Source organism: Microbacterium esteraromaticum (assembly GCF_028747645.1).
GTDB classification, from domain to species: domain Bacteria; phylum Actinomycetota; class Actinomycetes; order Actinomycetales; family Microbacteriaceae; genus Microbacterium; species Microbacterium esteraromaticum_C.
The window spans coordinates 578155-603019 of record NZ_CP118100.1 but is presented as its reverse complement, the minus strand read 5'-3'; the positions used below and the strand labels follow the sequence as shown (position 1 = coordinate 603019).

Sequence of the window (24865 nt, the reverse complement as noted above, 5' to 3'; positions counted from 1 at the left end):
CTGATGTGAAAGCGGCGCCACTCAGCGGCGCTTGAACGCACTCGTCACGGCGTGCTTCGCCGACGCCGCGGCGCGACCGACTGCCTCGGCCGCCTGCACGGTCGCCGGCGGCAGCGGTGCAACCGGCATCTCGACATCGGGTGCCTGGTCGCCATAGGCATCGACCAAGAACGGGACCAGCCAGTCGTCGACCGTCTCGAGTGGTGCGACCGAGATGCTGTAGAAGCGGCGCTGGCCGTCCTCTCGCACAGTGACCAGCTGCGCCTCACGCAGCACCTTGAGGTGCTTGGAGACCGTCGGCTGGCTGATACCGAGCTCACTGACGATCCCGGTCACACTGGTCCCGTCGTCACCCGTGGCCGACGCGTCCAGCAGAAGCCGCAGGATGTCGCGTCGCGTACCGTCTGCGATCACGTCGAAGATGTCGGTCATCCCCTCAGGGTAGTCGGCGTGGGCACCGAGTACCACGCGAGCACGGAGTACCATGACCAGGGCCCGGCGAAGCGCGCCGAGCGCACACAGCAGAAGGGGGCTCGATGTCGGGCATCCTGTCGGCATCCACCCCGCGGCGGGGCCTGCACGGCGCCGCCAGATGGATCAAGCACGTCATCACCTCATCACCGTCGCGCTTCGCGATCGTCGTGTTCGCCGCACTGATCCTGCTGTTCACGGGCTTGCTGTCCCTGCCGATCTCGTCGGCGTCGGGAACGATCACCCCGCTGAGCGATGCACTGTTCACCGCCATGTCGACCATCTGTGTCACGGGCCTGACGACGGTCGATATGGCCACGCACTGGTCACCGTTCGGCAACGTCGTCATCTTCGTCGGCGTGAACATCGGCGGAATGGGCGCCCTCACCCTCGCCTCATTGCTCGGCCTGGTCATCTCGAAGCGGCTCGGGTTGCGGGCCAAGCTGATCGCCGCCGGCGACACCAACCCGATGCGCGCCCACGGCGGACCTGTCAATGAGAGCCAGACCGTGCGCCTGGGTGAAGTCGGCCAGCTGCTGACCACCGTCGCCCTGTCGACGCTGGTGATCGAGGGCACCGTGGCCGTGCTGCTGTACCCGGCGCTGATCTGGGCCGGCATCGACCCGATCGCCGCGCTGTGGGAGGCCCCTTACTACGCGGCCATGTCGTTCACGAACACCGGCTTCACGCCCAACGCCGGCGGCGTCTCGGTCTTCGCCGACGACTACCTGGTGCTCATCCTGCTGATGACCAGCGTGTTCCTCGGCAGCATCGGGTTCCCGGTGATCTACACCCTCGCCAAGCACGTCTGGCACGTCAAGCGCTGGTCGCTGCACTCCAAGCTGACCCTCATCACGACGATCCTGCTGTTCTTTCTCGGCGCTGCGGTCTTCCTGGTGCTGGAGTACAACAACCCGCGCACCTTCGGCTCGATGGATGCCACCGAGACGACGATGAACGCGCTGTTCCTGTCGGCGATGACGCGCTCGGGCGGCTTCAGCGTGATCGACATCGCCGACCTGAACGGATCGTCGATGCTCGCGGCCACCATGCTGATGTTCGTCGGCGGCGGTTCAGCATCCACCGCCGGCGGAATCAAGGTGACCACGCTGGCCGTGCTCGCCATCGCCGTGTGGTCCGAGGCCCGGGGACGCCAGTCGGTCGAAGCCTTCGGCCGCCGCATCCCCAGCGACGTGCAGCGCGTCGCCCTCAGCGTCGTCGCCTGGGGCGCCACGATCGTCGCGCTGTCGACGATCGTGATCGCGCAGATCACGAAAGCCCCGATCGTCGATGTGCTCTTCGACGTCATCTCGGCGTTCGGCACGGTCGGGCTCTCGTCCGGCCTCACCGAGACGCTGCCCGACAGTGCCAAGTACGTGATGGCGGCCACCATCTTCATGGGGCGCGTTGGTACAGTGACTCTCGCCGCGGCGATCGCCGCGACTTCCCGCTCGCAGCTGTACTCGCTGCCCGTCGAAAGGCCGATCGTTGGTTGAGATGGTTCGGGGCGACGCCCCGGTACTCGTGATCGGACTGGGCCGCTTCGGCGCGGCGTGCGCAGGCGAACTCGATCGCCTCGACCGCGAGGTTCTCGCGATCGACGACAACCTCGAGCTGGTGCAGAAGTGGTCTGATCGCGTCACGCACACCGTGCAGGCGGATGCCCGCAACCTCGACGCGCTGCGTCAGATCGGCGCGCAGGACTTCCAGGTGGCCGTCGTCGCCGTCGGCTCGCTCATCGAAGCCTCCGTGCTGATCACCGCGAACCTCGTCGACCTGAAGGTGCCGCAGATCTGGGCGAAGGCCGTTTCGCAGTCGCACGGCAAGATTCTCGCGCGCGTGGGCGCGAACCACGTCATCTACCCCGAGCGCGAGGCCGGTGAGCGCGTGGCTCACCTCGTCAGCGGGCGGATGCTCGACTTCATCCGCTTCGACGATGACTTCGTTCTGGCCAAGATGTACCCGCCGAAGTTCATCCGCGGCGTCGGTCTGAACGAGTCGGGTGTACGCACCAAGTACAACGTCACCGTCGTCGGCGTGAAGAGTCCCGGCAAGCCGTTCCGCTACGCCGAGGCGAACACGGTCGTCACCAACCACGACCTGATCATCGTGTCGGGGACGAACAGCGACATCGAGCGCTTCGCGGGCCTCGACCGCTGAGAGCGGTGGGACTGCCAGAAGACATGAAAGTCAGTTCACATTGAGTGCTCCGTCCCGTTAGGATCGGTCGGGAAGCGCGGCGACGCTGCCGCACCGCACCCGAGGAGCACACCGTGACAGCATCCGACAGCATCCTTCTCGACGGCATCGCCACCCGATCCGTCACCACCCCGCGACTGCGTGCGAACATCCTGGAACGCACGGGCGACGACCCCGCGACTCCCGCCGACCGCACCATCGTCTTCGTCCACGGCAACGTCTCATCGGCGCTGTTTTGGCAGGAGACCATGCAGGGCATGCCCGCCGATGTGCGCCCGATCGCCGTCGACCTGCGCGGCTTCGGCGACAGCGAGGCGCTGCCCATCGATGCGACCCGCGGCGTGCGTGATTTCAGCGACGACCTCGCCTCGGTGCTCACCGCGCTCGATCTTCCCGCCGTCCACCTGGTCGGCTGGTCGATGGGCGGTGGCGTGATCATGCAGTACGCCCTCGACCACCCGGTGCTGAGCCTCACCCTGCAGGCGCCCGTCTCGCCGTACGGCTTCGGCGGCACCCGACGCGACGGCAGCCGGCTCACCGCTGACGACGCCGGATGTGGTGGCGGCGGAGCGAACCCCGATTTCGTGCAGCGCCTGCGCGACGGCGACACCAGCGCCGACGCGCAGACCTCTCCGCGCAGCGTGTTCCGCAGCGGCTACGTCTCGGCCGACTACACCTCACCCCACGAAGACATTTGGGTCGCGTCGATGCTCACCACCTCGACCGCCGAGGGCAACTACCCGGGCGACGGCACCGCCAGCGACAACTGGCCCGGCTTCGCCGCCGGCGACCACGGCGTGCTGAACACGATGACACCGAAGCACTTCGATGTCTCGGGCATCATCGACCTCGACACCAAGCCGCCGGTGCTCTGGGTGCACGGCAGCGCCGACGCGATCGTGTCGGACGCATCGTTCTTCGACCTCAACCACCTCGGCGCCCTCGGTGTCATCCCGGGCTGGCCCGGCGAGGAGGCCGCACCCGCCCAGCAGATGGTGTCGCAGACTCGCGATGTGCTCGACGCCTACGCCGCGGCCGGCGGTGACGTCATCGAGGAGTCTTGGGAGGGCGTCGGCCACGCACCGCACCTGGAGCGCCCCGAGGAGTTCCGTGCGGCGCTGTTGCGGCGCATCGGCTACGGCGCCTGACCGGCTTCGCGACGCAGAAGAGCCCGGGGCGGTGAGATCACCGCCCCGGGCTCTGTGTCTGTCTCGCGGGATCAGGCTCCGGCGGCGAGTTCGCGGGCACGGGCAAGAGCGGCATCCGTCGCCCGGGCGAACACGCCCTCGAGTTCTGCCTCCTGCAGCACGGACACCGCGCGCTCGGTCGTGCCCTTGGGGCTGGTCACGCGACGACGCAGCTCAGACGGCTCCTCGCCCGAAGCCTCCAACAGCGCGGTGGCGCCGATGAACGTCTGCTCGGCCATCAGCCGGGCATCCGCCTCGGAGAACCCCTTGCCGATCGCCGCCTGCGTGAACGCCTCGATCAACATGAACACGTACGCCGGCCCCGATCCCGAGATGGTCGAGAGCGCATCAATCTGCGCTTCATCGACCTCGATCACCGCACCGACGGTCTCGAACAGCGCACGCACGAGCGCCATGTCGTCGGCCGTGGCCGCCGCACCTGCGGCGAGCCCCGTCACTCCGCGGCGCACCGTGGAGGGCGTGTTCGGCATCGAACGGATCACGTGTGCCTGCTGGCCGAGGCCCTCGGCGAACGTGTGAAGGGTGACGCCCGCGGCGAGGCTCACGACGATGGCATCCGGGCGCAGCGACGGCGCGATCTCGCGCAACAGATCGGGAACCATCGCCGGCTTCACACCGACGAGGACGATACGGGCGGATGCCACGGCCTCGGCGTTCCCGTCGGGACGCTCCTCGAGGGCGATGCTCGTCACCCCGGGCAGGGCCGCGAGGGCATCTGCCTTCAGCCGGGAACGGTTCGTCGCGACGATGCCGTCGACCGGCACGCCGGAGGCGACCACCCCCTGCAGGATCGCACCTCCCATCGAACCGGCGCCGAGAAATGCGAGCGAAGGCAGCGAATCAACCATGCCGCCATCCTACGGAAGGCCTTCCAAGGAAGCCCGTCGTAGACTCAGAGCATGAGCGCATCCGGCGGCAGCAAGGCGATCATCGCGGCATTCCTGGCGAACCTCGGCATCGCCCTGGCGAAGTTCGTCGCCTGGGCGCTTTCGGGGTCCGCATCGATGCTCGCCGAGGCCATCCACTCGGTCGCCGACTCGGGCAATCAGCTGCTGCTGATGCGCGGCGGACGCCGGGCTCGCCGCGAGGCCGATCAGGAGCATCCGTTCGGCTACGGACGTGAGCGGTACGTCTCGGCGTTCGTCGTATCGATCATCCTGTTCTCGCTCGGTGGCCTGTTCGCCGTCTACGAGGGCGTGCAGAAGCTCATCGATCCGCACGAGATCGATTCGACCTGGTGGTGGCTGCCCCTCGCCGTACTCGTCATCGCCATCGGACTGGAGTCGTTCTCGCTGCGCACCGCCGTGCGCGAGAGCAACCGCGTGCGTGAGAAGGACCAGTCGTGGTTCTCGTTCGTGCGGCGTTCCAAGGCCCCCGAACTGCCCGTCGTCCTGCTCGAAGACGTCGGCGCGCTGATCGGTCTGACGTTCGCGCTGTTCGGCGTCGGGCTGACACTGATCACCGGCAACACCATGTTCGATGCGCTGGGCACCCTGATGATCGGTCTGCTGCTGATCCTGATCGCGATCGTGCTCGGCCTTGAGACCAAGAGCCTGCTGATCGGCGAAGGCGCGACGCCCACCGACCACGATCTCATCGTCGAGGCGATCACCGGCGGCCGCGAAGTACAGAAGCTCATCCACATCAAGACCCTGTACCTCGGCCCCGACGAGCTGATGGTCGCCGCCAAGATCGCCCTGACCGCCGACAAGACGGTTCGCGAAGCGGCCGCCGACATCGACGAGATCGAGAGCCGCATCCGCGAGGCCGTTCCCGCAGCCCGCGTGGTCTACCTGGAGCCCGACGTGTACCGTCCGTCGCTCGATCCGGAACCGCCGACGGATGCCTTCGTGCTGAGGTCATCGGACTGACGGCCCGCTCGGCATGACCGAGGAGTTCCGCGCCGCCCTGGCGAACGCCGACCTGCCGGAAACGACGCTGGCGCGACTGCGCCGCGTGCAGGACGTGCTCGCTGCGGATCCCCAAGCCCGACTGGAGTCGTTCTGGATGAGCGACGGCGAACCGTATGCCGTCGTGTCGTTCGGCGACATCGACCAGGCCGACCTCGTCGTCTATCTGCTGCACGGCACCGAGACCACGCTCGATGTGTTCGAGGATTGGGCGAACGCCGCGCAGCGCACCTGTATGGACGTCATCCGCTCGTGCGTGAGTCGCGGCGAACCCCGACGGGTCGCCACCGTCGTCTGGTTCGGGTGGGACTCGGGCACGCACGTGACGACACTCGCCACGAAACACGCCACGATCGGCGCGGCCCGGCTGGCCGTCGACCTCGACCGACTCAAGACACGCACCCCGCGCGCACACATCGCACTGGTCACCTACTCATACTCATCGACGCTGCTCGGCGAGCTGTTCGCCATGAACATCGCCGGTGCCGTGAGCACGGCCTTCTCGATCGCATCCGCCGGGGTCACGCAGGCTGCGAGCATCGCCATCGGCGACGCCATCACACGCGGCGACGTCGTCGTGTACGCCACCGAGGGCGCGGATGACAGCATCGCCCCGTTGGGCCGTCTCGGACAGCACCCGGTCGATCCGCGCGACATCCCCGGAGTAATCGGCTACGACTGCGACGGCGGCGAGGCACCCGGTATCGAGGGCGGCGTGGTCGTCGGAGTCGCCGTGCAGGGACACGCGTCGCAGAGCTCGATCGACGAGCACGGCGTACGCCGTGCCGGGTACTTCGATGAGCACGCTCAGGGATACCTGACGATGGTCGACTACCTGGCCGACGCCGCAACCGACGGACGCTGAGGTCGCGTACCGATCGGATGCCGGAAGCTCCCGCCTGCCGGGGCGGGCGGGCTGCGGGCTGCGGGTGTCGCGTCAGCGGCGGGCGTCAGGGGCGTCAGCGGGCGTCAGCGGCGGGCGTCGAAGAACTGCTGTAGCAGGGCGATGGCAGCATCCGACTGCACGCCGCCGACGACCTCGGCACGATACGGCAGGCGGCGATCGCGCAGCAGGTCGTACATCGACCCGGCCGCGCCGGCCTTCTCATCCCACGCGCCGAAGACCACCCGCGCGACGCGCGACTGCAGAATCGCGCCCGCGCACATCACGCAGGGTTCGAGGGTGACGACGAGTGTGTGCTGCTCGAGGTTCCACGACCCGAGGTGCTCGGCGGCGGCGCGCAGCGCGACGACCTCGGCGTGCGCCGTCGGGTCATGAGTCTGCTCACGCAGGTTGCGGCCTTCCGCGACGATCGCGCCGGTGGCGTCGAGCACGACGGCGCCGACAGGCACATCGCCGTCGTTTCCGGCATCCGCGGCGAGCGCGAGAGCGCGCCGCATCGGCTCGTCGAAGGCGCGGTTCATGCCGTCGAGCCTACTGCGCGGGCAGTTCGGCACGATTCGACACACACGCAGGGGCTTCGGGCAAGTAGCCTGTAATCATGCGCGTTCATGTGGCCGATCACCCGCTCATCACTCACAAGCTCACGGTGCTGCGGGATGAGAACACCTCCTCGCCCGTCTTCCGCCAGTTGACGGAGGAGCTCGTGACCCTGCTGGCTTACGAGGCCACGCGCACCGTGAAGGTCACACCGGTCGAGGTGAAGACCCCGGTGACGACCACCATGGGTGTGAAGATCGCCGAGCCGCGCCCGATCGTCGTACCGATCCTGCGCGCGGGCCTCGGCATGCTCGAAGGGCTCGTGAAGCTGCTGCCCACCGCCGAGGTCGGATTCCTGGGCATGGTGCGCGATGACGAGACGTTCGAGCCGACCACCTACGCCGAGCGTCTGCCCGATGACCTGAGCGACCGCCAGTGCTTCGCGATCGACCCGATGCTCGCGACCGGTGGCTCGCTGGCGGCGGCGATCCAGTTCCTGTTCGACCGCGGAGCGAAGGACGTCACCGCGATCTGCCTGCTCGGCACCCCCGAGGGCCTCGAGGCGATCGAAAAGATCGTCGGCGATCAGGATGTCACCCTCGTACTGGGTGCCGTCGATGAGCGCCTGAACGAGAAGGGGTACATCGTGCCCGGACTCGGCGACGCCGGCGACCGTCTGTACGGCACCGTCTAACACCCGGGGTTGCCGGCGCGCCGGCATCCCGCCTTCTCGGCGCCCCGGGCTCGCCTTCGCCGGCGCCCGCCTCTGGCAGCCCGGTATTCCGGCTTCCCGTTACCGAGAACAGGACAAACGCCGAGAACAGGACGATTCCCACAGATCCAGCCTGTTCTCGGCAACGAGCCTGTTCTCAGTGACGCGCGCCTGGGTAGCGCCCCGAAGTAGCGCCGACCCGCTCAAACCGGAAGGTCAGACGTTCAGGGTGTAGCCGCGCTCGTCGCCGTAGTGCACGAACCCGGCGCGCGTCAGGATGGGTGCCGACGTCGAGACCCGCCCCTTCACCAGTGCCGTCGTCGCCCCGAGCGCGCTCGCACGCCGCAGGCGCTCAGCGAGCACGGCCAGGTAGGCGCCGCGACCGCGCGCCTCGGGCACCGTCCCACCGCCCCACAGTCGAGCGAATTGCCCGACAATCGTGCAGCCGCCCGTGCTGACCGCGACTCCGTCGATGCGAGCCAGCACGCGGATGCCCTCGCCTGACGCGTTCGCGGACTCGATCTCGGCCAGCTCCTGTGTGAGTTGCTCGGGTGACAATGCCTGCTGCTCTTGCCACACCGCGACGTCGACCGCATCCATCTCACGCACGTGGTCGAGCGTGCGGATGACCTCGGCGGTGACACCCTCGGGCACCTCGATCGAGATGCCGTCGACTGGTCGCGCGAGCACCGCCACCGTATCGACGTGCTCCGCACCGCGGGCGACGAGCTCCGCCTCAAGATCGGGTGAGTCCGCGGCGTTCGTCCAGAATGTCAGCCGTGTCTCGCCCCACTCACGGGTGCGCTCGATCGCATGATCGAGCACGGCGGGCGCTTCGAGATCGGACGCGACCCGCGAGGCCCTGACACCGCCGCCGAACCGTGCCGGGTACCGCACGAGTTGCAGTTCCCTCACCTCGCGCTCGCTCCCGCGCGGGAACCATGCCCATTCCGCGGCCGCCCGCAGGATGCCCTCAGCCGTGGGCGCTGTCGCCCCCGGGCTCATGCCCGCGGCCCATCAGCGACGCGGTCGGCGCCGACCAGGTGCGCGAACGCGCTGAGCCGGGCCACACCCTCGGGCGTCCACGGCAGGTCATCGAGCAGCGCGGCAGAATGCACCAGGTACGCCGCGCTCTTGGCGCGCGAGATCGCCACATTCAGGCGGTTCTGCAGCAGCAGGAACTCCGGCCCGCGGGGCGCATCCCGCCCGCTCGAAGCGGCCAGCGAGGTGATCGAGACGACGGACTCTTTGCCCTGGAAGTTGTCAACGGTGCCGACGGCGATCTCGCCGAAGCCCGCCGCAACAAGCTCTTCGTGGATGAGCTGCTTCTGCGCGTTGTACGGTGCCACGACGATGATGTCGTCCTGCACGAGGGGGCGTGCGGGCTCGTCGATCATGCCGTCCGTGTACTCGCGTCCGATCAGGTCGCGCACGATCCGGACGACCTCGGCTGCCTCTTCGGGCGACTGGGTCGCATTGCCGCGATGGCGCACCGGCAGTACGTGCAGGCCCGGCTCGACGCCGGAGATCACCCGTGTCTCGGCACCGGGCGCCGACGCGAGCTTGCCGGCGTACGACAGGCGGGAGACGGGAGACGCGACCTGCGGATGCATGCGCCATGACTGCGCGAGGAAGTACCCGTGCGCGGGGTCGATCACCGATTCGCCGTCCATCACCCAGCCGAGCGCCGACGTGTCCACCGGCTCAGGATGGGTGCCCTGGCTCACCTGCGGCAACTGCTGCGGATCACCCAGCAACAGCAGGCGCTTCGCCCCCGCGGCGACGGCGATCGTCGACGCGAGCGAGAACTGCCCGGCCTCATCGATCACGAGCAGGTCGAGACCGCCCCGGTCGACGCGCCGGGTGTTGCTGAAGTCCCAGGCCGTGCCACCGACGACCGCTCCCCCACGAGCGTGCTCGGCGAGGAAGCCTGCCATGCCGTCCTTGCGGATCACCGTGTAGCCGGGCTCGGGAGCAGAGGAGTCCTTGGGAGCCTTCGCCACCCGCTCAGCGGGAACACCATCGGCGATGACCCGCTCGAGCAGGTTCTCGACGATCGCGTGCGACTGGGCGACCACCCCGACGCGATAGCCGTGCTCACGCACCAGGCGTGCGATCACCCGCGACCCGGTGTAGGTCTTGCCGGTTCCCGGGGGGCCCTGCACTGCCAGATAGCTGTCATCGAGATCGAGGATGCCGCGCACGATCGCATCGACGGTGTCGTCACCGGCCTGCGGCAGAGAAGCACCCGAGACCGTGCGTGGGGCGATGCGGCGCAGGATGTCGGTCGCCGCGTCGCGGGGGAAGTCGGGGGCCGCGCGATGCACGCGCGCCGCCCACTGCTCAATTGCGCTCTGCTGCGAGGCGACATGCGGCGGAGCCGCCGGGGCGAGGGCGAGTGGCAGTTCGTCCCAGAGCTGCCCGTCAATCCCGCGCTCGCGCACGACGTAACCGTCATCGAGCACGGCGATCACCTCGACGGCATGCGGCACATGGATCACTCGAGAGGGGGCGTTCGCCCCGAATGGCGTCGGCACGGCGTACAGCGCGAACGGACTGCTGCCCTCGCGCAGAGTACTGCCGGGTGCCACCTCACCGCGCAGGCGCAGCACGCGCGACTGCGAGCGCTGCCGTTCGCCGAGCGCCCAGTTCTCGTCGACGCTGCTGCGTGTCGCGTCGACGCGCAGCACGTCGCGCGTGCTCTCCCATACCGATAGCGGCTCGCGCAATCTCTGGAAGTGCCCTTGCCAGAAGCTCTTCGCCTCGCGCGGGTAGTAGTCGATCGCGGCCGCGGCGACGCGGAACTCGCTGCCGCTGCGGCCGGCGTGCTCGGCCTCGAGCGCCTCGGCCTGCAGGGCGAGCGAGAGCGGCGACGGTTCGTAGGCCGCGGTCTCGGGGTCGTCCGGCGGCGCGGGCAGCACGCCCTCTTGCTTGGCCAGTTCGATGAGCCAGTTGCGCAGCCGTCGCGTCGAGACGCAGTCGTACCGGTTGTAGTCGGCCAGGTCGGCGAGAATCTGCTCACCCTCATCCGCACGCCCCGCGGCGATCAGCCCCCGCGCCTGCACGTACTGGACGATCGAGTCATCGCCCTTCTGCACATCGCTGGTGCGCACTTCTTCGCCCATGTAGAGCGGTTCGAGCTTCTTGATCGAGTACGACCGCGATCCCACGCGCACCGAGCGCAGCACGATCGGGTAGAGGTCGACGAACACCCCTTCGCGCAGCAGACGGTCGACGTCGGCCTCGCCGACCCCGTGCCGTGCGGCCATCGCCGCCAGGTGCGAGGTCTCGTACGGCGCGTAGTGGTAGATGTGCATGTCGGGGTGGGTCTGCCGACGCAGCTTCACGAACTCGAGGAAGTCGAGCAGCGCGCGCTTCTCCTCGGCGAAGCTGTGCGCCCAGAGCGCCGAGTACTGGTCGGCATTGTCGACCCAGCCGAACAGGTAGTCGATGCCCCACTGCGCGCCCTGTTCGGCGCCGGTCGCCTCGGTGTACAGCGGGTCGCCTTCGAAGTCGAAGAAGATGTCGCCGCGGCTCGGCCGTGGCATGAGCCCGATGGCATTGGCCGAGACCAGTTCGAACGGCGGCGTGTCCGTCCCCTCGACGGGTACCCCCAGCTGCAGGCGCGCCTGAGCCCGCAACGCGGCGAACGTCTCGGGATTCATGCCCTGCGGGGCATCGGATGCCATCGCCAAGTCGTCGATCGTGAGAATGCCGGCCGTCCGCAGGCGCTGCCGCTGCACCGGACGCATACGTGCCACCATCAGCAGGTCGCGGTGACCGATCACCTGTTCATCGCACGTCGCGCAGCGCCCGCATGCGGTGATCTGCAGGTCTCCGCGATCATCTCCCCACGCCAGCGGCTCACCCGCGGCACCCGCCGTGACGTCGCGGTCGGCGATCAGGGCCCGCAGTCGCGCCCGCCGTACATGGAACAGCGGCAGCAGGTCATCGACCCGGTGTGTGCTGACGCTGCCATCGCCGAGGATGAGGTCGACCTCGTCGCTGCGTTCGATGCCCAGCAGGTCGAGCTGATCGACATATGCGGCGAGCTGCATGAGCGCTGTCGCACGGGCGGCGCGCGCCAACTTGGAATCCTGCACCCGCCAGCGCCCGTCGTCATCGCGCCGCAAGAAGTCGGCGAAGCCGACGAACTCGGACGTTGAGAACACGGCTTGGAAGACGACGGTCGCCTCCGACCTCAGCGCGCGCTGCGTCTCGTCGACAGCGGATGCCATCGCCGTAGCATCCGTCGATTTCACCTTCGGCAGGCACACGACGCCCGGTCCGCCCTCGACGGCCTCGCCGCGCTCGGCGATGTAGTCGGCCAGCACCGCACGCTCGTGGACGTCGCCGAGTTCTGCGGCACGCGCGAGCGTGGCATCCTCAGGTTCGACCACCGCCGGAACGCGCCCGAGCTTGGCGTCGAGCGCACGCATCCAGGCGAACTCGCATTCCGCCGCGACCTTCAGGTCGCTGGCGCTCCACACCACACGATTCTCTGCTGCGATGACCCGCACCGTGCCGCCTCTCCGTTGCCTGTCATCGACACTATCCCCGGGCGCCGACACTCACCGCGACGGACCCCTTACCCCAGGGGCATCAGTGTGCGGGCTCAGCGCCACCAGGTGTCGCGCGGCGCCACGGGAAGGTGGCGCTTGTGCCGCGACCCGAGGTACTTCGCCTCGATGCGCGCCGCGACGTCTGCCGGCACCTCTCCCCCCTCGAGGTAGGTGTCGATCTGCTCGTAGGTGATGCCGAGTTCGTGCTCGTCGGCCCGGCCGGGCTGACCATCGAGCAGATCTGCCGTCGGCACCTTCAGATACAGGCGCTCCGGCGATCCGAGATGCTGTAGCAGTGCACGGCCCTGCCGCTTGGTGAGTCCCGACAGCGGCAGCACGTCGGCTGCTCCGTCACCGAACTTGGTGAAGAAACCGGTCACAGCCTCCGCGGCATGGTCGGTGCCGATCACGAGCATGCCGTCGTGCCCGGCGAGCGCGTACTGCGCGACCATGCGGATGCGAGCCTTGATGTTGCCGCGGTTGAAGTCGGTGATGCTCGAGTCGAAGGCGTGCTCGATATCGGCTTCGACGGCGTCCACACCGCGGTGGATGTTGACCTCGATCGAGCGATCCGCGGCGATGAAGTCGAGGGCCGCCTCGGCATCCGCTGCATCGTGCTGCTCGCGGTAGGGCAGGCGCACGGCGAGGAACGACGCCGCGCCGCCGTCGGCACGCACGCGCTCGACGGCCAATTGCGCCAGGCGCCCGGCCAGGGTGGAGTCCTGTCCGCCCGAGATGCCGAGCACGAAGCCCTTCGCTCCGGACGCGCGCAGGTAGTCGACGAGGAAGCCGATTCTGGCATCGGCTTCCGTCGCCGGGTCGATTTCGGGCCGTACGCCGAGGTCTGCGGCGATCTGCTGCTGCATGCTCACGGCCCCATCCTCTCACCGCGTGCCGCCCGGATGTCCACGGAGCCGGCACCGGATGTCAGGATGGATACGTGAAACTCCTCGTCGCCGCCCTCGCCTCTGAACTGCAGGCCTTCCCCGCTGAGATCGACGGCTTCGATCGCCTCGTGACCGGCCCCGGCAAGCTCATGGCCACGTACGGGCTGACCCGCGCGCTGGATGCGGCGGCATACGACGAGATCATCGTGGTCGGCACCGCAGGTGCCGTGTCGGATGCCATCGCGACAGGCATCCACGATGTGAGCTCCGCCATCCAGCACGATGTTCAGGATCTCGACGGCACGGTCGGCCAGCACGTGTCACTGCCGGCCCGCTTGGAGACCGGACGCGCCGGCGTGACGATCGCGACCGGCGACATCTTCGTCGACGACGTCGATGCGGTCGCGCGGATCACGTCGCTCGGCGGGGTGCTCGTCGACATGGAGACCTACGCGTTCGTGTGGGTGGCCCAGAAGTTCGGTGTTCCGATCCGTGTGGTTCGCGTGGTCTCGGATCGCGCGCAGGACGGCGCGACGCAGGTCTGGGACGAGGTCGTGGCCGCGTGCAGTGCCCAGCTGTGGGACTTCATGCAGCGCGAGTACTCGCTCTGACCCGTCGCGCACGGCTCTGACCCGACGCGCTCGCTTCACCGCCCGCGACGGCCTTCGATCACACTCGGCCCGTCGGGCGTGGTTCGCACCGTGAGCTGGGCGGGGATCTGCTCCTGCATCGCCTCGACGTGACTGATCACGCCCACGGTGCGCCCACCTTGCCGTAGCGCGTCGAGGGTGCGCATCGCCGTCTCGAGGGTGTCGGCATCCAGCGAGCCGAATCCCTCGTCGATGAACAGCGTGTCGAGTCGGATGCCACCGGCTCGCGCCGTGACGACCTCGGCCAGCCCCAGAGCCAGAGCGAGCGATGACAGGAAGGTCTCGCCGCCCGACAGCGACTTGGCCGGCCGGTTGTGGCCCGTGAACGCGTCGAAGACGACAATGCCGAGACCCGATGCGGCCCCTCGTGCCGCGAGCGCGTCGGAATGACGCAGCTGATAGCGGCCGTCCGACATGTCGTGCAGACGCAGGTTCGCCGCCGCCACGATCTCTTCGAGTTCGGCGGCGAGGACGAACGTCTCGAGGTTCATCTTGAGCGTATTCCCGGACCGTCCGGCGAGGGCGTCGGCGAGCCCCCGCAGGACCTCGAACTGCTCTGCATCGGCCGCTGAGGCGGCGTGCTCGGATGCTGCCGATTCGACGCTCGCTGTGAGGCCGCGCTGCACTCCGCGGGCCTGGCTGTCAGCATCCACGGCGCTCTGCCATTGCTCCCGCGCGGCGTGCGCCGCGGCCTCTGTCGGGGCGAGATCGATCGGTTCCTCAGGCAAGGCGCGCATCTCGAGGTCGAGCAGCAGCGCCTTCTCTTTCTTCACCTCGACGGCATGCGCGGTGACCCGCGCGTCGAGGGTGGCGATGTCGGCGGCGGCCAGGAGCGCCTGCTCTGCCTGAGTCACGTCGTTGAACACCGAAGCGGTGATGGCCGCATCGAGCTCGCCGCGAGCGATTGCCGATGCGGATGCTCTTTCGATGCGCACCTCGATCGCGTCGGCGGCGCGAGTCGCGAGCGCGATATGGTGCTGCGCCTGCGCGATGCGTGCGGCCACGCTGTCGTAGTCGCCGCGTGCCTCGGCGATCATCGTGTCGGCATCGGCGATGCGCTGATCGATGAGCGAGAGCGCCGTGCGCGCGGCGCCGAGTCGCTCAGCCGCCGCCGTGCGGCGCTCGTCGACCTCGGCGGCGTTCCGAGTGAGAATCTGCAGTTGCGCGCTCAGCTCGTCGGCGCGTTCGGCCGCGCGGGCGGCGGCATCGCGTTCGGCGACCATCTGCGTGATCTCATGCTCGGCCTGCTCGAGACTGCGCCCGGCGGCGCGCTCCGCCGCGGCAGCCAGCTCGGCGCGATACCCGGCGAGCACGCGCGAAGCGGTCCGCTCGGCTTCGGCGGCCGTGTCACGCGCAGCTTCGGCAGCGGCGATGTCGTCCGGCGAGACGGGGTCGGCATGCTCGGCCGGAGCCGGGTGCGTGGTGGCGCCGCACACCGCGCACGGCTCACCATTGACGAGGTCTGCCGCCAGCTCACCGGCGTAGCCGTCGAGGCGCCTGCGCCGCAGCTGTCCGAGCTCGTGCTGAGCACGGGCGTGCGCCTCGGTCGCCTCGGTCTCGGTGCGCTCCGCTTCGGTGATCGCCCCGGTGAGTCGTGCAGCCTGTGCGGCTCCGTCGCGTCGCCGTTCGGCGGCAGCGACCGCCTGCACGGCGGTCTCTGCGCGGGCGCCCTCCCGACGGGCGTCATCGCGTTGTGTCTCGAGCGCGCTGATCTGCGCGGGAAGAGCGTCGCGTTCGGCGTCGATCGTCTCAAGCACCGCGGATGCTGCCGCAACGGCCTCCTCGGCGGTCGCGCGCTCTGACCGACGGCGCGCGGCGTTCGCCTCGTGCTCGGCCGCGTTCTGCCATGCGCCGCTCTCGCGGGTGCACTCCGAGGCGAAGTCGCGCAGCGCGACGGCGGAAGCGTCGCTTCCCTGCGTGGCGCCCGCGCTGCCCTGAGCGCTCGCTTCCCGGGGTTCGCCCTCGCCGTCATCGCTCGATGATGGTGCGTAATCCAGCACCACGCGGATCGCATCCGTCGCGCGTGCAGAGGCGATCGCTTCAGCCTCATCGCGCGCGGCCTGTTCGAGCGCGGCAGCGCCGCGCTCGTCGGCCGTGATCAGTGCCCGTAGGCTTTCGGCCGCGCGAGCGCGGTCGCGGCGGGTCGCGGCTTCCGCGATCTCGGCGTTCTGCGCTTCCAACGCGTCGAGCGCTGCGCGCGCACGGTCGCGGTCGCTCTGCGCCCGACGCTGCTCGGTGAGCGCGGTCACGACGGCCGCGGCGTCTGCATGGGCCTTCTCGGCGGCGGCCTTCTCGGCGGTGGCGCGTTCGACCCGATAATCGGCACGGGTGATGGCCCGGCGCAGCCGTTCGATGCGCTGATCAGTGGAGTCGGCGATGTTATCGGCGTCATCGCCCCACAGGTCAGCATCTCCGACAATGCGCTCCGCCTCGTCGAGGCGGGCATCAACGGTGGCGCGGCGTCCGCTGAGCGCTTGCTCTGCCACGCGCCGTCGCTCATCGAACCGCGACTGATAATCCGAGAACCGACCGGTGTCGAACAGGCGACGCAGCAGTGCCTGACGCTCGTTGCTACCGGCGAGCAGGAAGTCCGCGAAGCGGTTCTGCGCGAGCAGGATCACCTGCAGGAACTGCTCCTGACTCAACTGCAGGATCTCGTTCAGCTCATTGCCCGCGTCGACCGCACGAGCCGCGCGCCCGACCCACTCATCGCCCACCAACTGCTCCAGCAGCACCGATGCCTGCTGCGTCGTCATCCCGCCGCCGCGCTTGGCCGGTCGTTCATAGGCCGGTGATCGGGTCACCCGGTAGCGGCCGGCGGTCGTGCTGAACTCGACGACGACCTCGGTGACATCATCGGGTGCGCAATGGTCGCTGCGCATGCGCTTGTCACCACTGTCATACCGCGGTACGCCGCCGTAGAGACCGAAGCAGACGGCGTCGAGGATGCTGGATTTGCCGGCTCCGGTTCGACCGGCGATCAGGAATATGCCGTCGTCCGCATACTCATCGAAACCGACGACCTGGCGCGCACGGAACGGGCCGAACCCGGCGACCTCGAGGCGATGCAGCCGCATCAGACGAGCGCCTCGGCGCGCACGCGGTCATCGAGCACATCGCGGATCAACTCGGCCTCGTGCGGCGTCGCCCCCTGACCGGCGCGCACGTGCATCAAGAAGGCCTCGATCCGCTCGACGTCCGTGACTGCTGACCGCAACCGCTCGGAATACGAGCGCTCGTCACGGGCATCCGCACCTTCGGGCTGGTGCTGCACCAGCGCGCAGAACGGGAAGCGCTCGCGCAATCGGCGCATCGGCTCGTGCTGCGGTACGGCATCGGTGTACACGGCGCAGACCCACTGCTCGGCGTGCCGGGCGGCGTTCGCCTCGGAGAGGATCTCGTCGAGCGTTCCGGTCAACGTCACCAGCGCGCGCGGAACCGGCAGCGCCAGCCATTCGACAGCGGCCAGACCGTCCGCGTCGAGGTCGACGAGCCACGAGCCGCGCTCTTTGTGCTGCTCGCCGAAGCTGTAGTGCAGCGGCGCCCCCGAGTAGCGCACCCGATCGCTGAGCTGCTGGCGGCCGTGGATGTGCCCCAGTGCGACGTAGTCGGGCCCGTCGAACGAGCTCAGCGGCACCATGTCCAAGCCGCCCTGGCGCACCTCACGCTCGAGCCCGTCGGTGACCTCGACACCGGCGGCGAAGCAGTGCGCGATCGCCACCGAACGCCCCTCGTGCGCGGTCATTCCGTCTCGCACCAGGCTCATGGCGTGATGCATCACCTGCGCCTGCGTGCGCAGCACAGGCGGCTGGTCACCGGCATCCGCACCATCACTCCAGTGCTGACGGACGATCGCGGGCTCCAGGTACGGGATGCCGAAGAAGTGCACCGGACCGTGCGCATCGCGCACGGTGACCGGCATCGCGATCCCCGCCGGATCGGTGAGCACGTGGATGCCCTCGCGCAGCAACCGGGAATGGAAACCCAGTCGCGCGATCGAGTCGTGATTGCCGCTGGTCATGATGACCGTCGCACCGGTCTCGTGCAGCGCGAGGAGCGCCTCGTCGAGCAGCGTGTACGCCGCGGCGGCCGGTGTCGCCGAGTCGAACACGTCGCCGGCGACGATCACCACGTCGACGTCGTGCGAGCGCACCTGCACCACCAGCGCGTCGAGCACCTCGGCCAGCGCCGCGAGCGTCGAGTGCCCGTGGAAGGTGCGACCGATGTGCCAGTCGGAGGTGTGCAGAATGCGCATGTTCACACCGTACGGACGACCACCGACATCGCGATCGAGGCGTGCCGTCAGCGTGCGCGAAGCAGGTGCTGCTTGTCGGGATGCCCCTGGAACCACTCGGCGACGTACCAGCACACCGGATCGATCCGCCGGTCACCCTCGGCCTCGACATCGGCGACCGCCCCGGCGACGACCATGGCCGCGTATCCGTGGCCGCGGTGCGTCGGGATCGTGTAGGCACGCGTCATGGCGACGGTGCGACCGTCGTCGCGGTAGTCGAGGACACTCACCAGTTCACCCCCACGTGTGAGCGTGTATCGGGAGGCGTCCTTCTCGTCGGATAGCACGAAATCGGTAGCAGGAAGCGGAGATGTCACCCACCCCACGTTACGTCCTGTTTCAGACACCGGATTGTCACGTTTTGACACGGCGCGTCATCATGAGACATAATCGCCCCCATGACCACCAACGCATGCCCTGTATCCGCCCAGGAGGCGAACGGGACTGCCGGGATGATGATGCCCGGCCGCGTTGGCATGTGTTGCCGAATGTGTTGCTAAGGCGCAACCACCCAGCCTGACCCGCTGTCGCTCCTCGATCTGAGGGGCGGGTCTCGGAGCGCCCACCCTACGCGCTCATTCCACCGGCTCCGCCCGGTCTTTCGTGCAACGCAAACAGAGCCACCGGCTCTCGCATCCGTGAAGGTTTCATCATCATGTCGACCACTGCTCTCCTCGATCGCCCCGTCACCGCTCCCGTCCGCGTCATCTCCCCCGCCGACGCCGCAGCTGACCTCCCCTCCGTACGCTCGCCGCGAGGCTTCGCGCTCTATGTCGGTATCGACGAGATCAAGGCCGCCTCGGCCGGTGTGAGCCTGCCCGTGCTCGTTGACGCGCTGCGTCGCACCCTCGCCGAGCTCGCTCCCGGTGCCGAGACTCACGCCACCGTGGCGCTCGCTCCGCAGGCATCCGGTGGCCGCGACCTCGACGTCGTGCGCCTCGCACTGCACGAGCCGGGCGCGATCGCCCGCGCCAAGGCCGCCGTCGAGGAGGAGAAGGACCAGGAGGCCGGCGTCGTCGTCGACATCTCGCGCAAGCGGGTGCTGCTGGACGGTGAGTCTGCGGCCTTCACCTACAAGGAGTTCGAGCTGCTGCAGTACCTGGTGCTGCGCGAGGGACGCACGATCGAGCGCACCGAGCTGGTCTCGGCGCTGTGGCAGGCGTCGTCCGATGAAGAGGCCCCGGGCGAGCGCACCATCGACGTGCACGTGCGGCGCCTGCGCGCCAAGCTCGGCCGTCACGAGGACATCGTGCGCACCGTGCGCGGCGTCGGATACCGCTTCGACCGCCACGCCGACGTCTCCATCCGGTACGGCCACGGCACCCCGTCGCCCGACCGTTTCTGATCCGCCTCGCGCCTCGTCATTGCCGCTTCGCGTCTCTTCGTTGCCGCCTCGCGTGGCGCGCCGCTGCTTCGTCACGCGACCTCTCTGCGCCGAGACCCCCAGTTCCCGCCGAGACCCCCAGGTGTGGGCGTCCGTAGCTAGGGGTGTCGACGGCAGGTAGGGGTGTCGGCGAAAGGTGCTGCAACGACGAAGCCCCGCGACGTAGAACCCCGGAGACGAGAGCGTCGGCGCCGGCGCGTAGGGTTGCCGACATGACGACGGATGCTGCACCGCACCAACCGGTGGCGCAGACCGTCTACCGTCCGGCCCATCCGGTCGACCTCATGCGAACGGTCGGGATGCTGGTGCGCGGGCCGAACGATCCGACGATGCTCATCGACGGCGGACGGCTGTGGCTGGCGTTCCGCACCGGGAGCGGCATCGCCTCACTGTGCCTGCGGCAGGACTCCCAGGGCATTCACGCGGCCGCGTGGGGCCCGGGCGCCGACGAGGCGATCGATCGGATGCCACAGGTGTGCGGCGCCGAAGACGACCCGACCGGCTTCGACGTCTCGGCGCACGCGGGCCTCGCCGGCATCGCGCGGCGTTTCCCGGGCATCCGACTCCCCCGTACCGATCTCGTCTTCGAGGCCCTCGCCTGCGCGATCCTCGAACAGAAGGTGACGGGCCTGCAGGCCTTCGGGGCCTGGCGGTACCTGACCACGAACTTCGGCGAACGTACCCCGGGGCCGACGCCCCGCCCGATGTTCGCCGCACCCGCGGCGGAGAGCTGGCGCAGCATCCCGTCCTGGCACTGGCACCGCGCCGGCGTGGAGCCCCCGCAATCCCGCACGATCGTGCGGGCCGCATCGCGTGCCCCGAGTATCGTGCGGGCGCTGCACGCGGCATCCGACGGCGACGACCGCGACCGGGTGCTGACGAGCCAACCGGGGATCGGGCAGTGGACCTCGGCCGAGACACGGTTGCGCTCGCTCGGCGACCCCGACGCCGTCGCTCTCGGCGACGCCCACCTGCCGCACGAGATCGGGTTCGCCCTCGCCGGCTCGCGCACCGACGATGCGGGCATGCTCGAGCTGCTCTCGCCCTGGGCCGGTCACCGGCAGCGAGTCATCCGGTTGGTCTATGCCGCCGGCATCCGAGAGCCGCGCCGTGGACCGCGGCTGGCCCCCGAAGACCACCGGCGCCGTTGACGCGGCCTCGCCGCGCCGCAACGGGGTCAGCGGTGATAGGCGGCGAAACGACCGTTCGGGCCGTCGATTACGGTGACGGGCGTGCGGAACACCCGGCTGAGGACCTCGTCGCGGATGATCTCGTCGGGGGTGCCGTGCACGGCGATGCGCCCCTCTTCCATGGCGACGATGTAGTCGCTGTAGGCCGCGGCGAAGTTGATGTCGTGCAGCACGATCACGATCGTGCGGCCCAGCTCATCGGCCGCCCGTCGCAATTGCTGCATCATCTGCACCGAATGCTGGGCGTCGAGGTTGTTCAGCGGTTCGTCGAGCAGCAGATAATCGGTGTCCTGCGCCAGCACCATCGCCACATACGCACGCTGCCGCTGACCGCCCGAGAGCTGGTCGAGGAAGCGCTGCTCGAGGTCGGTGAGCCCCAAGAAGTCGATGGCCTCAGAGATCTTGTCCTCGTCGGCCTGGGTGAGGCGCCCGCCGCTGTACGGGTAGCGGCCGAAACCGACCAACTGCCGTACCGTGAGCCGCGTGACGAAGTGGTTCTCCTGACGCAGGATCGAGACAGTTTTGGCGACCTTCTTCGACGGCGTGCGGTGCACATCGATGCCGCCGATCTCGACCGAACCGCCGTCGGGGGCGAGCAGGCGCCCCATCATCGTGAGCACGGTCGACTTGCCGGCGCCGTTCGGCCCCACCAGGGCGATGATGCCCCCGGCGGGCAGGTCGAGCGAGATCGGTCCGATCTCGACATCGGCGCTGTAGCGCTTGGTGACGTTGGACAGCCGGATCACAGGCGCCCCCTTCTGAGAACGACGATGAGGAACGTGATGCCGCCGATGAGCTCGACGATGATCGTGACGGTGTCGACCATGGGCAGCACGTGCCGCAGCAAGAAGTACGCGCCTCCGAGCACCACGAAGCCCAGTAGCCAGGCGACCGGCAGGATGCGCCGGTGGTCGTGGGTGTCGGTGATCGAGTAGGCGAGGGTGGCGACCAGGAAGCCGAGGAACGTCATCGGCCCCACCAGCGCGGTGCTCATCGCCATCAGCACCGTCACCAGGGTGAGAGTGAGCATCACCTGCCGCCGGTGGTTCATGCCGAGGTTCGTGCTGATCTCGCTGCCCAGAGCGACGACGTTCAGGCGGCGCGCCATCAGCCAGATCGAGGCGCCCGTCACCAGGCACACCGGGATCACGAACCACAGGTAGTCGGTGTTGGCGTTGCCGACGTTGCCGAACATCCGGGCGCGCAGCACATCGAACTCGTTGGGATCGAGCATCCGCTGCAGGAACGTCGAGAGTGTTCCGAGTCCGGTGCCGATGATGATGCCGACGAGCAGCATCACATGCAGGTTGCCGAGCCTGCCCGAGAACAGCCACGAGTAGAGCAGCACAGCGAAGGCGATCATCATCGCGGTCTGCAGCAGGAACTGCACGAATCCGTCGATCTGATCCAGACCGCTCATTCCGAAGAAGAACACCGCGGCGGTCTGGATGAGGATGTACAGCGACTCGAACCCCATGATCGACGGGGTGATCAGGCGGTTGTTGGTGGCGGTCTGGAATGCCACGGTCGCGAACGAGTGGCACAGCGTTACGAGGGCGATCACGATGAGCGATTCGGAGCGCATGTTCGAGATGCGCCACCACTTCTCGCTGAAGAGCGGATGCTGGTTGTCCCACGTCAGCATGAGCACGGCGATCGCGACGGCGAGGACGATGAGACCGCCGAGTGTCAGACGGTAGCGCCGGCGGTGACGATCGTCGGCGTACGCGCTGCCGCGTCGGTTTCCCGACGCGGCAGCGAGACGAGCGGATGCCGGTGACTCAGCGGAGGCGGTGTCAGCGGAGGCGGTGTCAGCGGGTACCGTGTCAGCGGACAAGGGTCCTCCTCGTACGCAGCAGCAGGAAGATGAAGACGACGGAGCCGACGGCGCCGAGCACCAGTGACACGGGCACCTCGAACGGCATGATGATCACACGGCCGATGATGTCGCAGACGGTCACGACCCAGATGCCCGCCAGGAACACCCAGAAGATGTTGCTGCGCAGGTTGTCGCCGCGGATCATCGAGACGAGGTTCGGCACGATCAGGCCGAGGAACGGCAGTGCGCCGATCACGACGGTGACGACGCCCGTGACGACGGCGACGAGTCCGGTGCCCAGCAGCACGACGCGTTCGTAGTTCAGTCCGGCGTTCGTGGCGACTTCTTTGCCGAGCCCTGCGACGGTGAACCGGTCGGCGACGAAGACGACGATGATGGCGACGATCGCGACGATCCAGAGGGGTTCGTAGCGCCCGACCTCGATTCCGGTGAAGCGGCCCGCGAACCACGTGCCGAGCGTCTGCAGCAGGTCGTACTCCAGCGCGATGAACGTCGAGATCGCGCTGATCACGGCGCCGAACATGATGCCGATGATCGGCACGATCAGCGATGACTTGAGCGTGACGCGGCGCAGGAACAGGAAGAAGATCAGGGTGCCGATGAAGGCGAACACGATGGCGACTGTCATGCGCATCATGAGCGAGGGCATCGGAATGATGATGTAGGTCAGCAACAGGCCGAGACCCGCCCACTCGGTGGTGCCGACCGTGGTCGGTTCGACGAAGCGGTTCTGGGTCATCAACTGCATGATCAGCCCGGCCATTGCCATGCTGGCGCCGGCGAGCACCAGGGCGATGGTGCGCGGAATGCGGGTGATCCAGGTGAATTCGTGACCGCGGCCCTCGGTGTCGGTGATGTCGGCGACGCCGGTGAAGACCGACAGTGTGAGCAGACCGGCAGTGAGGATGAGGGCGATGATGACCGGCAGGCTGCGCCGCAGGCGCGACGCCGGTGGGGACACCGCGGCGCGGCGGGCCAGCGCGTCGACGTGCGTGACGCGCTGACCCGCCGGCAGCGGTGTGGTGCCCGTGCTCACAGAGCCGCGAACTCCTTCGCGAGGTCGTTGAGAACGGTGGTGTAGGTGACGATGTCTTCGGTGAGGTAGAAGTCGGCGGGCATGACGTAGATGGCCTCGTTCTCGATGGCGGGCACGGGTGCCAGCGCGGTCGACGAGGTGATCAGTTCGAGCGCCGGGGTGGACTCGCTGTCGGAGAACGCCGCCTCACGGTCGAGCACGAGCAGGAAGTCGGGGTTCGACTCGGCGATCGCCTCGATCGAGATGTCATCACCCTTGTCGTTGCTCGAGCCCTCGGATTCGAGCGCGGGGGTCAGACCGACGAGGCTGAAGAAGATGCTCGAACCGCGGCCGTCGAGCGGGTTGGAGTAGCGGATCTCGTTGGCGCTGGTGACCAGGCCCATCACGGTGACCTCGGGGTCGTAGGCCTGCTGTGCCTCGTCGACCGCCGCGTGGAAGTCGTCGATCAGGTCCTTGGCCTCGTCCTGCTTGCCGAAGATCTCGCCGAGCAGGGTGACGCTCTCGACGAGGTACTCGTCGACGCTCAGCTCTTCGTTGGTCATGTCGACGAAGGCGGCGTCGGGCGCGGCCTTCTGCATGTCTTCGGCGTGGCCGCTGTAGCGGTAGCCGTTGACGATCAGGTCGGGGTCGACCTCGACGACCTTCTCGAAGTCGGGCTCGGCGTGCGTACCGAGGTCGACGATGCCCTCGTCGGTGGCGAGCGGGTTCTCGCTGCTCATCAGGGCGCGCGGGGCTGCGGAGAGCTCAATGCCCCAGTCGGCGACGAGGCGGAACAGGCGGTTGTCGGTGACGATGACGCTGTCGGCGCTCTCGATCGTGACCTCGTTGCCGGCCATGTCGGTGACGGTCACCGGGAACTGCTGCCCCTCGGCGGCTGCCGGTGCTTTCGCGTCGCCTTCCTCGGCTGCGCCGACGGTGCTGCAGCCGGTCAGTGCGAGAAGGGCGACGGCGCCGAGCGCGGCGGTCGTGGTGATTCTGGACACGGACATGGAGGGACTCCTGTTCTGCGGGGGCGATGCGGCGGTGCTCTGCAGGGATACTGCGAACCTGCGCTGCGAAGTGAGGTTAGGACAACCTTGCC

General features: G+C 68.4%; 22 protein-coding genes. 9 read left to right on the top strand and 13 right to left on the bottom strand.

What is annotated here, in order from left to right; all coding sequences use genetic code 11:
• Positions 1 to 21: 21 nt before the first annotated feature.
• Positions 22 to 432, bottom strand: coding sequence for an ArsR/SmtB family transcription factor (locus tag PTQ19_RS02745; protein WP_274368363.1), 411 nt, complete (start codon positions 430 to 432; stop codon positions 22 to 24).
• Positions 433 to 536: 104 nt separating this feature from the next.
• On the opposite strand from PTQ19_RS02745, the gene PTQ19_RS02740 reads away from it, so the two are divergent.
• The 3 genes from PTQ19_RS02740 to PTQ19_RS02730 all read left to right on the top strand — a co-directional run bounded on the left by PTQ19_RS02740 (position 537) and on the right by PTQ19_RS02730 (position 3818).
• Positions 537 to 1967, top strand: coding sequence for a TrkH family potassium uptake protein (locus PTQ19_RS02740; RefSeq protein WP_274368362.1), 1431 nt, complete (start codon positions 537 to 539; stop codon positions 1965 to 1967).
• A gap of 1 nt (position 1968) precedes the next feature.
• On the top strand, positions 1969 to 2631 hold the full coding sequence (locus PTQ19_RS02735; protein ID WP_374222195.1) for a potassium channel family protein: 663 nt from the start codon (positions 1969 to 1971) through the stop codon (positions 2629 to 2631).
• A 113-nt stretch (positions 2632 to 2744) separates the two neighbouring features.
• On the top strand, positions 2745 to 3818 hold the full coding sequence (locus PTQ19_RS02730; protein WP_274368361.1) for an alpha/beta hydrolase: 1074 nt from the start codon (positions 2745 to 2747) through the stop codon (positions 3816 to 3818).
• A 71-nt stretch (positions 3819 to 3889) separates the two neighbouring features.
• Here the strand turns inward: PTQ19_RS02730 and proC are convergent, their stop codons facing one another.
• Entirely contained in the window at positions 3890 to 4726 is an 837-nt protein-coding gene (gene proC / locus PTQ19_RS02725) for a pyrroline-5-carboxylate reductase (RefSeq protein ID WP_274368360.1), read from the bottom strand.
• A 51-nt stretch (positions 4727 to 4777) separates the two neighbouring features.
• Here proC and PTQ19_RS02720 point away from each other — a divergent pair, with 51 nt between their 5' ends.
• Entirely contained in the window at positions 4778 to 5749 is a 972-nt protein-coding gene (locus PTQ19_RS02720) for a cation diffusion facilitator family transporter (RefSeq protein WP_179409080.1), read from the top strand.
• A gap of 13 nt (positions 5750 to 5762) precedes the next feature.
• On the top strand, positions 5763 to 6653 hold the full coding sequence (locus PTQ19_RS02715; protein WP_274368359.1) for an alpha/beta hydrolase: 891 nt from the start codon (positions 5763 to 5765) through the stop codon (positions 6651 to 6653).
• Positions 6654 to 6757: 104 nt separating this feature from the next.
• Here PTQ19_RS02715 and tadA read toward each other — a convergent pair whose 3' ends face one another.
• Positions 6758 to 7213 carry a tRNA adenosine(34) deaminase TadA gene (gene tadA, locus PTQ19_RS02710; RefSeq protein WP_423494682.1) on the bottom strand — a complete coding sequence of 152 codons (456 nt, stop codon included), beginning with the start codon at positions 7211 to 7213 and terminating at the stop codon, positions 6758 to 6760.
• A gap of 77 nt (positions 7214 to 7290) precedes the next feature.
• On the opposite strand from tadA, the gene upp reads away from it, so the two are divergent.
• Positions 7291 to 7923 (top strand): uracil phosphoribosyltransferase, encoded by a 633-nt coding sequence (gene upp, locus PTQ19_RS02705; protein ID WP_179409082.1) that lies wholly within the window; start codon positions 7291 to 7293, stop codon positions 7921 to 7923.
• A gap of 234 nt (positions 7924 to 8157) precedes the next feature.
• Here upp and PTQ19_RS02700 read toward each other — a convergent pair whose 3' ends face one another.
• The 3 genes from PTQ19_RS02700 to nadE all read right to left on the bottom strand — a co-directional run bounded on the left by PTQ19_RS02700 (position 8158) and on the right by nadE (position 13369).
• Positions 8158 to 8946, bottom strand: coding sequence for a hypothetical protein (locus PTQ19_RS02700; protein ID WP_274368358.1), 789 nt, complete (start codon positions 8944 to 8946; stop codon positions 8158 to 8160).
• Positions 8943 to 12461 (bottom strand): TM0106 family RecB-like putative nuclease, encoded by a 3519-nt coding sequence (locus PTQ19_RS02695; protein ID WP_274368357.1) that lies wholly within the window; start codon positions 12459 to 12461, stop codon positions 8943 to 8945. The genes PTQ19_RS02700 and PTQ19_RS02695 overlap by 4 nt, the downstream gene beginning before the upstream one ends.
• A 95-nt stretch (positions 12462 to 12556) precedes the next feature.
• Complete coding sequence (nadE, locus tag PTQ19_RS02690) at positions 12557 to 13369, bottom strand: ammonia-dependent NAD(+) synthetase (RefSeq protein ID WP_274369017.1); 813 nt, start codon at positions 13367 to 13369, stop codon at positions 12557 to 12559.
• Between the two features lie 74 nt (positions 13370 to 13443).
• Here nadE and PTQ19_RS02685 point away from each other — a divergent pair, with 74 nt between their 5' ends.
• Entirely contained in the window at positions 13444 to 14001 is a 558-nt protein-coding gene (locus tag PTQ19_RS02685) for a nucleoside phosphorylase (RefSeq protein WP_274368356.1), read from the top strand.
• A gap of 35 nt (positions 14002 to 14036) precedes the next feature.
• Here PTQ19_RS02685 and PTQ19_RS02680 read toward each other — a convergent pair whose 3' ends face one another.
• From PTQ19_RS02680 to PTQ19_RS02670, 3 genes are read right to left on the bottom strand one after another with little or no spacing between them, the layout of a single operon-like run.
• A complete protein-coding gene (locus tag PTQ19_RS02680) occupies positions 14037 to 17117 on the bottom strand; it encodes an AAA family ATPase (protein WP_274368355.1) in 3081 nt (1026 codons plus the stop codon).
• Positions 17117 to 18295, bottom strand: coding sequence for an exonuclease SbcCD subunit D (locus tag PTQ19_RS02675; protein ID WP_274368354.1), 1179 nt, complete (start codon positions 18293 to 18295; stop codon positions 17117 to 17119). The genes PTQ19_RS02680 and PTQ19_RS02675 overlap by 1 nt, the downstream gene beginning before the upstream one ends.
• A 47-nt stretch (positions 18296 to 18342) precedes the next feature.
• Entirely contained in the window at positions 18343 to 18651 is a 309-nt protein-coding gene (locus tag PTQ19_RS02670; protein WP_206821005.1) for a GNAT family N-acetyltransferase, read from the bottom strand.
• A gap of 338 nt (positions 18652 to 18989) precedes the next feature.
• On the opposite strand from PTQ19_RS02670, the gene PTQ19_RS02665 reads away from it, so the two are divergent.
• Both PTQ19_RS02665 and PTQ19_RS02660 read left to right on the top strand, forming a co-directional pair.
• Positions 18990 to 19679 carry a winged helix-turn-helix domain-containing protein gene (locus tag PTQ19_RS02665; RefSeq protein WP_179409089.1) on the top strand — a complete coding sequence of 230 codons (690 nt, stop codon included), beginning with the start codon at positions 18990 to 18992 and terminating at the stop codon, positions 19677 to 19679.
• Positions 19680 to 19930: 251 nt separating this feature from the next.
• Positions 19931 to 20869, top strand: a complete 939-nt coding sequence (locus PTQ19_RS02660; protein WP_274368353.1) for a DNA-3-methyladenine glycosylase family protein — start codon at positions 19931 to 19933, stop codon at positions 20867 to 20869.
• A gap of 26 nt (positions 20870 to 20895) precedes the next feature.
• On the opposite strand, the gene PTQ19_RS02655 is transcribed toward PTQ19_RS02660, so the two are convergent.
• From PTQ19_RS02655 to PTQ19_RS02640, 4 genes are read right to left on the bottom strand one after another with little or no spacing between them, the layout of a single operon-like run.
• On the bottom strand, positions 20896 to 21654 hold the full coding sequence (locus tag PTQ19_RS02655) for an ABC transporter ATP-binding protein (protein WP_274368352.1): 759 nt from the start codon (positions 21652 to 21654) through the stop codon (positions 20896 to 20898).
• Positions 21651 to 22745: an iron chelate uptake ABC transporter family permease subunit gene (locus PTQ19_RS02650; protein WP_274368351.1), complete on the bottom strand. Its 1095-nt coding sequence runs from the start codon at positions 22743 to 22745 to the stop codon at positions 21651 to 21653. Before PTQ19_RS02650 ends, PTQ19_RS02655 begins: the two co-directional genes overlap by 4 nt.
• The gene (locus PTQ19_RS02645) at positions 22735 to 23784 is read right to left on the bottom strand and encodes an ABC transporter permease (RefSeq protein WP_410339602.1); all 1050 of its coding nucleotides are present in this window, start codon (positions 23782 to 23784) and stop codon (positions 22735 to 22737) included. Before PTQ19_RS02645 ends, PTQ19_RS02650 begins: the two co-directional genes overlap by 11 nt.
• Entirely contained in the window at positions 23781 to 24773 is a 993-nt protein-coding gene (locus tag PTQ19_RS02640) for an ABC transporter substrate-binding protein (RefSeq protein ID WP_206550496.1), read from the bottom strand. Before PTQ19_RS02640 ends, PTQ19_RS02645 begins: the two co-directional genes overlap by 4 nt.
• Positions 24774 to 24865 lie beyond the last annotated feature (92 nt).

Bases quoted from the DNA above. Each gene is read 5' to 3' on its own strand.
- PTQ19_RS02720 (WP_179409080.1), top strand. From the start codon at position 4,778: ATGAGCGCATCCGGCGGCAGCAAGGCGATCATCGCGGCATTCCTGGCG.
- upp (WP_179409082.1), top strand. From the start codon at position 7,291: ATGCGCGTTCATGTGGCCGATCACCCGCTCATCACTCACAAGCTCACG.
- PTQ19_RS02700 (WP_274368358.1), bottom strand. From the start codon at position 8,946: ATGAGCCCGGGGGCGACAGCGCCCACGGCTGAGGGCATCCTGCGGGCG.
- PTQ19_RS02740 (WP_274368362.1), top strand. From the start codon at position 537: ATGTCGGGCATCCTGTCGGCATCCACCCCGCGGCGGGGCCTGCACGGC.
- PTQ19_RS02735 (WP_374222195.1), top strand. From the start codon at position 1,969: ATGGTTCGGGGCGACGCCCCGGTACTCGTGATCGGACTGGGCCGCTTC.
- PTQ19_RS02665 (WP_179409089.1), top strand. From the start codon at position 18,990: ATGTCGACCACTGCTCTCCTCGATCGCCCCGTCACCGCTCCCGTCCGC.
- tadA (WP_423494682.1), bottom strand. From the start codon at position 7,213: ATGAACCGCGCCTTCGACGAGCCGATGCGGCGCGCTCTCGCGCTCGCC.
- PTQ19_RS02675 (WP_274368354.1), bottom strand. From the start codon at position 18,295: ATGCGCATTCTGCACACCTCCGACTGGCACATCGGTCGCACCTTCCAC.
- PTQ19_RS02715 (WP_274368359.1), top strand. From the start codon at position 5,763: ATGACCGAGGAGTTCCGCGCCGCCCTGGCGAACGCCGACCTGCCGGAA.
- proC (WP_274368360.1), bottom strand. From the start codon at position 4,726: ATGGTTGATTCGCTGCCTTCGCTCGCATTTCTCGGCGCCGGTTCGATG.
- nadE (WP_274369017.1), bottom strand. From the start codon at position 13,369: ATGCAGCAGCAGATCGCCGCAGACCTCGGCGTACGGCCCGAAATCGAC.
- PTQ19_RS02640 (WP_206550496.1), bottom strand. From the start codon at position 24,773: ATGTCCGTGTCCAGAATCACCACGACCGCCGCGCTCGGCGCCGTCGCC.
- PTQ19_RS02660 (WP_274368353.1), top strand. From the start codon at position 19,931: ATGACGACGGATGCTGCACCGCACCAACCGGTGGCGCAGACCGTCTAC.
- PTQ19_RS02745 (WP_274368363.1), bottom strand. From the start codon at position 432: ATGACCGACATCTTCGACGTGATCGCAGACGGTACGCGACGCGACATC.
- PTQ19_RS02680 (WP_274368355.1), bottom strand. From the start codon at position 17,117: ATGCGGCTGCATCGCCTCGAGGTCGCCGGGTTCGGCCCGTTCCGTGCG.